The sequence below is a fragment of the Streptococcus hyointestinalis genome (assembly GCF_041225505.1).
GTDB lineage: Bacteria > Bacillota > Bacilli > Lactobacillales > Streptococcaceae > Streptococcus > Streptococcus hyointestinalis_B.
Window position 1 is genome coordinate 25563 of record NZ_JBCLSK010000019.1, and the last position, 7573, is coordinate 33135.

General features: G+C 46.0%; 7 protein-coding genes and 1 pseudogene. 7 read left to right on the top strand and 1 reads right to left on the bottom strand.

Translation table 11 applies throughout. From position 1 onward, the window contains the following. Positions 1-3 precede the first annotated feature (3 nt). Positions 4-717, bottom strand: coding sequence for a class I SAM-dependent methyltransferase (locus AALA56_RS05985; RefSeq protein WP_369909204.1), 714 nt, complete (start codon positions 715-717; stop codon positions 4-6). A 73-nt stretch (positions 718-790) separates the two neighbouring features. Here AALA56_RS05985 and AALA56_RS05990 point away from each other — a divergent pair, with 73 nt between their 5' ends. From AALA56_RS05990 to AALA56_RS06020, 7 genes and pseudogenes are all read left to right on the top strand, one after another. After that, on the top strand, positions 791-1186 hold the full coding sequence (locus AALA56_RS05990; RefSeq protein WP_115268068.1) for a single-stranded DNA-binding protein: 396 nt from the start codon (positions 791-793) through the stop codon (positions 1184-1186). Positions 1187-1350: 164 nt separating this feature from the next. After that, positions 1351-2610, top strand: coding sequence for a phosphoribosylamine--glycine ligase (gene purD / locus AALA56_RS05995; protein WP_369909205.1), 1260 nt, complete (start codon positions 1351-1353; stop codon positions 2608-2610). Further along, positions 2607-3095: a 5-(carboxyamino)imidazole ribonucleotide mutase gene (gene purE, locus AALA56_RS06000; protein WP_369909206.1), complete on the top strand. Its 489-nt coding sequence runs from the start codon at positions 2607-2609 to the stop codon at positions 3093-3095. The genes purD and purE overlap by 4 nt, the downstream gene beginning before the upstream one ends. After that, a complete protein-coding gene (gene purK / locus AALA56_RS06005) occupies positions 3082-4146 on the top strand; it encodes a 5-(carboxyamino)imidazole ribonucleotide synthase (RefSeq protein WP_369909207.1) in 1065 nt (354 codons plus the stop codon). The genes purE and purK overlap by 14 nt, the downstream gene beginning before the upstream one ends. A gap of 26 nt (positions 4147-4172) precedes the next feature. Beyond that, positions 4173-4439 (top strand): annotated as a pseudogene (locus AALA56_RS06010) (ribonuclease H1 domain-containing protein). Positions 4440-4730: 291 nt separating this feature from the next. Further along, a complete protein-coding gene (gene purB, locus AALA56_RS06015) occupies positions 4731-6032 on the top strand; it encodes an adenylosuccinate lyase (protein ID WP_369909208.1) in 1302 nt (433 codons plus the stop codon). A 91-nt stretch (positions 6033-6123) separates the two neighbouring features. Continuing rightward, the gene (locus AALA56_RS06020; protein ID WP_369909209.1) at positions 6124-7383 is read left to right on the top strand and encodes a glutamate-cysteine ligase family protein; all 1260 of its coding nucleotides are present in this window, start codon (positions 6124-6126) and stop codon (positions 7381-7383) included. The last annotated feature ends 190 nt before the right edge of the window (positions 7384-7573 follow it).

Consider the following 7573-nt stretch of genomic DNA (forward strand, 5'->3'; position numbering starts at 1 on the left):
GGTCTATTTTGTTAGCGTCACGTATTGTAAAAAGGCGATGTCTTTGTAGGGTTTGAGGTCAGCGACCTGTATCTCAAGAGCGAGCATTCGCTCCAGCCAGTCTTTTTCCATTTTGACGTTGTTTGGTTGCAGAGAGTAAAAGGTGCGCATGCCTTGATAGCTCTGTAGTTTGAGACGAGTGTTTGCGACTAATTCTTCAAGAGTGTAGCTGTTGCCTTGCGAGAAACTAGGGCTGTCAAAGTGCGTATCGCCTGCTAGTAGAGCATTTGCTTTTTGCGTGTTGTTTTCAAACACCACTGCCTGCATGACTTTGCCTGTGAGGTTGTGCTTGATGAGCGATAGCTCCCCATTGTCTGTCAAGAGACGCTCAAACGCTGCGAGGTAGTCAGCGTGCTCTTCCTTTGGGATGTACTCGAGGACATTGTGACAGAGGATGACATCAAAGCTCTTATTTGGAAATGTCTCGAGCACCTCAAGGCTGCCTGCGATTTTGGTAAAGTTCTGATTAGAGTCGGCAAAAAGCAGGTCACAATTAGGCTCGACAGCCGTAACTTGATTGTGCTTTGCGAGGTGTTGGCTGGTCAAGCCAAAGCCTGCACCAAAGTCTAGGACTTTTTTGTTTGTGATATGGCGCAGGTGGTGAAAGGTCAATTCGTACTGGATTTTGCCCCAAGGCTGCGCCAGCATTTTTTTATAATGGTCAATCGATACACTCATAGCTTTCTCCTTTTTCAAAAAGTGATTTCATTTTAGCATTTTTTGACGAATAAGTAAGGTGAGGAGGTAAGTTATGTATAATAAAGTAATTCTTATCGGACGTCTAACAGCTACGCCAGAAATGGTCAAAACACCCAATGACAAGTCGGTCACACGTGTGACCTTGGCGGTTAACCGTCGCTTCAAGCGCCAAGACGGCGAGCGAGAGGCTGACTTTATCAATATCGTTGTTTGGGGGCGCCTAGCAGAGACGCTAGCCAGCTATGGCAGTAAGGGCAGTCTCATCACAGTAGACGGTGAGCTGAGAACACGAAAATACGAAAAAGACGGCAAAAAGCACTACATCACAGAAGTGCTGGCATCGTCTTTCCAGCTTCTAGAGAGTCGTGCCCAGCGTGCTATGCGTGAAAACAACACAGGCGCTGACCTTGCTGACCTCGTCTTAGAAGAAGAGGAGCTACCATTTTAAGAAAAGGCTGAGAAGAAATTCTCAGCCTTTTGATTTCCAATAGATTTAGACGAACAAATATGTTATAATAATCTTGTAAAATTCGTTATTTGAAAGGATGAACCTAAAAAGAGTTGCTAATATCCGTTTATTGGCTCTTTTAAGGCGTTCGTTTGGGTGAGGTTGTGAAACTTTTAGTTGTTGGCTCAGGAGGACGTGAGCATGCTATTGCAAAAAAACTGTTGGACTCAAAAGAGGTGAGTCAGGTTTTTGTCGCACCGGGAAATGACGGAATGACGCTAGATGGTCTGGATTTAGTGGATATCGGGATTTCCGAACATTCAGCGCTGATTGCTTTTGCCAAAGAGCAGGGCATTGCTTGGACTTTTATGGGTCCAGATGATGCCTTGGCAGCAGGGATTGTGGACGACTTTGAATCTGCTGGGCTCAAGGCTTTTGGACCTAAAAAAGCAGCGGCAGAGCTGGAGTGGTCCAAGGACTTCGCCAAGTCTATCATGAAAAAATACGGTGTGCCAACGGCATGTTATGAGACTTTCTCAGACTTTGAGGCGGCAAAAGCCTACATCGAAAAAGAAGGTGCACCTATCGTGGTCAAGGCAGACGGCTTAGCACTGGGTAAGGGCGTGGTCGTTGCTATGACGGTCGAAGAAGCGGTAGCTGCTGCCTACGACATGCTATTGGACAATAAATTTGGCGACAGCGGTGCGCGCGTGGTCATCGAGGAGTTTCTGGACGGCGAGGAGTTCTCCCTCTTTGCCTTTGTCAACGGTGACAAGTTTTACATTATGCCGACCGCACAGGATCACAAGCGTGCCTTTGATGGTGATAAGGGTCCAAATACAGGCGGTATGGGTGCTTATGCACCTGTTCCTCACTTGGCGCCGTCTGTCGTTGAGACGTCTGTTGAGACCATCATCAAGCCTGTGCTTGAGGGCATGATTACCGAAGGGCGCCCTTACCTTGGTATACTCTATGCGGGACTGATTTTGACAGCGGACGGTCCCAAGGTCATCGAGTTCAACTCTCGTTTTGGTGACCCTGAGACTCAGATTATCCTGCCACGCTTGACCAGCGATTTTGCGCAGAATATCACGGATATTTTAGAGCAAAAGACGCCTGACATCACTTGGACAGATGAGGGTGTGACCTTAGGTGTGGTTGTAGCGAGCGAAGGTTATCCGCTAGCTTATGAAAAAGGCGTGCGCTTGCCAGAGAAGACGACAGGCGACATCACGACCTACTATGCGGGCGCTAAGTTTGCTGAAAACGGCAAAGATCTGCTGTCAAACGGCGGACGTGTCTATATGCTGGTCACCACAGCAGATGACGTTGCCACAGCACAAAAGACCATCTACGAAAAACTAAAAGAGCAAGAAACGACAGGACTATTTTACAGATCAGATATCGGGAGCAAGGCACTATGACAGCAAGTATTTCTATCATCATGGGGAGCAAGTCTGACTGGGCAACCATGCAAAAAACCGCCGAGGTACTAGACCAATTCGGCGTTGCTTATGAGAAAAAGGTGGTCTCTGCCCACCGTACGCCAGACCTCATGTTTCGCCATGCCGAAGAGGCTCGCAGCAGGGGCATCAAGGTCATCATCGCAGGCGCAGGCGGTGCAGCCCACCTGCCAGGTATGGTCGCAGCCAAGACCACTCTGCCCGTCATTGGTGTGCCGGTTAAGTCTCGAGCTCTCAGCGGACTAGACTCGCTGTACTCTATCGTGCAAATGCCGGGCGGTGTGCCTGTTGCTACCATGGCAATCGGCGAAGCAGGTGCTACCAACGCAGCTCTGACGGCGTTGCGTATCCTCGCTATTGAGGATACAGACCTTGCACAGAAGCTAGCAGACTTTGCAGAGGAACAAGGAAAGATTGCGGAGGCGTCAACCGATGAACTCATCTAAGACCATTGGCATTATCGGCGGCGGTCAGCTAGGGCAGATGATGGCAATTTCGGCCATTTACATGGGCCACAAGGTCATCACCCTTGATCCTGCCGCGGACTGTCCGGCTTCTCGTGTCAGCAAGGTTATCGTCGCTCCCTATGACGATGTAGCAGCTCTTCGTGAGCTGGCAGAGCGTTGCGATGTGCTGACCTACGAGTTTGAAAATGTGGACGCAGACGGTCTGGATCAGGTCATCAAGCCTGGTCAACTGCCACAGGGCACGGATCTTTTGCGTATTTCGCAAAATCGCATTTTTGAAAAGGACTTTCTAGCCAATCAAGCAGGGGCGAAAGTTGCCCCTTACAAGGTCATCAAATCTGCACAAGACTTGGACGCCCTTAACCTCTCCAAAAGCTACGTCCTCAAAACAGCGACTGGCGGCTATGACGGACACGGTCAGGTGGTCATTCGTAGTCAAGAGGACTTGCAGGCAGCTCGTGACTTGGCAGACCAAGCCTACTGCGTGCTAGAGGAGTTTGTCGACTTTGACCTTGAAATTTCTGTCATCGTCTCTGGTAACGGGCATGACGTAACCGTCTTTCCCGTGCAGGAAAATATCCACCGCAACAATATCCTCTCAAAAACCATCGTACCAGCCCGCATTTCAGAGAACCTAGCAGAAAAAGCCAAGCAGATGGCGATAAAAATCGCTGAGCAGCTGCACCTATCAGGCACGCTTTGCGTCGAGATGTTTGCGACAGCAGATGACATCCTCGTCAACGAAATTGCGCCGCGCCCGCATAACTCTGGGCATTACAGTATTGAAGCTTGCGACTTCTCGCAGTTTGACACCCATATCCTAGGCGTTCTGGGAGAGACGCTTCCTGCGATTCGCCTTCACGCTCCAGCCGTTATGCTTAATGTCCTCGGCCAGCACGTCGAGAAAGCCCAAGACTTTGTCCACACCCACCCCTCTGCCCACCTCCACCTCTACGGCAAGCTTGGCGCCAAGCACAACCGCAAAATGGGTCATGTGACGGTGTTTAGTGATGATGCGGAAGAATTTTAGAAAAATATTTTAGGAGAAGATTTAGAATGAAAAAGTACTATGCTGTTCGAGTAGGTGCAGAACCTGGTGTTTATTCCGATTAGGAAGAGGCAAAGAGGCAAATTAATGGCTTTCCTGGGCAAGACTATAAAGGTTTTGAAACGGAAGAAGAAGCAATAAAATATTTGTATAATATTGAAGAAAAGTATGACAAACTAAGAAAATTGGGAGAAGGTGGCTTTGCAGAAGTTTATGAAGTTTTAGATTTTACAAAGCCTATCGTTATCAAGATTTTTAAAAAAAAATTTACTTGAAGATCAGGGGGTTGTTAGCAGGTTTCATAGAGAATACGAAATAACTAAATCGTTGTCAGATTTATCAGGTGTGATTAATGTTTAGTTATTTCTAGTAATTTTTCACAAGTCATTAAAAATATAGCTATATCTATCCTAAATTATGTTGCTTGGGGAGTAAATAGATATCATGCACAAGATTTGGTGAAAAAGCTTATACGTGATAATCAAGGAGTTGATCAATGGATAACATTGGATAAATTAAAGAGTAAATCATGGGATAAAGATGAATTTTAAAGGAGCAAAAACAAAATGATCGAACGTTATTCACGCCCTGAGATGGCGAACATTTGGAGTGAAGAAAACAAGTACCGTGCATGGTTAGAGGTAGAGATTCTAGCTGACGAGGCATGGGCTGAGTTGGGTGAGATTCCCAAGGAAGATGTGGCGCTGATTCGTGAGAAGGCGACTTTTGACCTCGAACGCATTTTAGAAATTGAGCAAGAAACACGCCATGACGTAGTGGCATTTACTCGTGCCGTGTCTGAGAGCCTTGGTCAAGAGCGCAAGTGGGTGCACTACGGCTTGACCTCAACTGACGTGGTGGATACAGCTTACGGCTACCTTTACAAGCAAGCCAATGATATCATTCGTGAAGATTTGAAGCGCTTTACTGAGATTGTGGCGGACAAGGCACGTGAGCACAAGCACACCATCATGATGGGGCGTACCCACGGGGTTCACGCAGAGCCAACGACTTTTGGGCTCAAGCTTGCCACTTGGTACAGCGAGATGAAGCGCAACATCGAGCGTTTCGAGCGTGCAGCAGCAGGTGTCGAGGCTGGTAAGATTTCTGGTGCCGTTGGTAACTTTGCCAATATCCCACCTTTTGTGGAAAAATACGTCTGCGACAAGCTAGGTATTCGTCCGCAAGAAATCTCAACGCAGGTCTTACCACGTGACCTCCATGCTGAATATTTTGCAACGCTTGCCTTGATTGCGACTTCAATAGAGCGTATGGCGACCGAAATCCGTGGTCTGCAAAAGTCTGAACAGCGTGAAGTGGAGGAATTCTTCGCTAAAGGGCAAAAAGGCAGCTCAGCTATGCCACACAAGCGCAATCCAATTGGCTCTGAAAACATGACAGGTCTTGCACGTGTCATCCGTGGTCACATGGTGACAGCCTATGAAAATGTTGCTCTCTGGCACGAGCGTGACATCTCTCACTCATCTGCTGAGCGTATTATCGCACCAGATACTACTATTCTTATCGACTACATGCTCAACCGTTTTGGCAACATCGTGAAAAACCTCACAGTATTTCCTGAAAATATGCTACGCAACATGCAGTCTACTTTCGGCTTGATTTACAGCCAACGTGTTATGTTGACCTTGATTGAAAAAGGCATGACTCGTGAGGAAGCTTATGACCTCGTACAGCCAAAAACAGCTTACTCTTGGGACAATCAAGTGGACTTCAAGCCGCTGCTAGAAGCTGATGAAAAAGTAACCAGCCGCCTTACCCAAGACGAAATTGATGAACTCTTCAACCCAAGTTATTACGCCAAACGTGTTGATGAAGTCTTCAAACGCATTGGTTTAGACGAAAAATGAAAAAGCGCAGTAGCGCTTTTTTGCTATCGAAATATTCTGATAATAAAGAAAAGTATGGTATAATGTTAAAAAGAAAAAGTGAGAGGTTGCCATGACACGTTCAAAGGAATTGCTATACAATCGCTATATCAAGCCGATTAAAACCAATCCCCAAGCCTATATAGGAGTCGAGTTTGAATTTCCTATTGTCAATACACTGGGCGCTGCGACAGATATTGCCGTCTCAAAGGCGCTGCTAGCCTACTTAGTAGAGGAATTCGGTTTTCAATCCGTGCAAAAAGACGCAGACGGTGCCCATGTTCAGGTCAAAGAGCCCGTTTCTGGAGATGTTATCCTTTTTGAAGTGTCTTACAATATCTTAGAGTTCGCTTTTGAAAAAGCATTGACTCTCCAAGAAATCGACCAGCGCTTTAAGCGCTATCTGGAGCTTATCCAGCCCTATCTCCATAAGCACCATCACGAGTTGCAAGGTTGGGGTGTTCACCCCCATTGGAAAATCAACGATAATCGCCCAGTTGCCTTGCCTCGTTATCAAATGTTACTAGCCTATTTGGCTTTATCACAAGAAGAGCAGGAGGGTGCTTTTCACGATTATCCAGACTATGGCGCTTTTATTTGTGGCAATCAAGTGCAACTTGACATTTCAGAGAAAAACCTCATCCCAGTGCTTAACCGCTTCAACCAGCTAGAGCCGATAAAAGCTTACTTATTTGCTAATTCTACCTTTTGGGACAGTAATTGGGATACACGTCTGTCACGAGATGTTTTTTGGGAAGAGTCCATGCATGGCAAACACCTCCAAAACAGCGGTCTTTATGACCATACTTTGACAGGGATTGATGATTTGATAGATTATCTTGATCAGACCAGCCTTTTTACCACCATGAAAGAGGGAAAACTGCTCTACTTTTCTCCGATTAGAGCCAAAGATTATCTTGAAAAAGATACCATCAAATCCTATGATTTAAAGGGGAATATCGTCAACATAAAACCTAAAGAAGAGGACTTTGCTTATCATCGGAGCTATAACTACGAAGATGTGACAACAAGGGGCACCGTTGAGTTCCGAAGCACCTGCACGCAAGCCCTAGATAAAAACTTTGCCCCCGTCGCCTTTCATCTTGGCTTATTTAATAACCTCGAAAAACTAGGCGATTATTTGGATAATCTTCCTTTATATGAAAAATACCATCATGATTACAGATACATGCGACGCCTTTTTGCAAAAACAATCCTTCCTACAAACGATGAAAAAGAACTAGACGTCATTTGCAGCCACCTAGTAAAGCTTGCGGAAGAAGGATTACAATCACGAGGTTATGGTGAAGAAAGTTATCTCAAAGATCTCTAAAAACTATAATTATGAGAAAGGAAGCTAGACTGAGGGTAAATTTCAAGTGCAAGTTAGCCAGTACCAAAACAATCTCTTAGAGATTTGTAATCAAGTAATTTTTTCGGGTAGTTATCCCTTCAACCAAGACAGTGTATCGGTACATCAAAGACGGACTATTGAGGATTAAACTGGATTGATTTACCTAAGA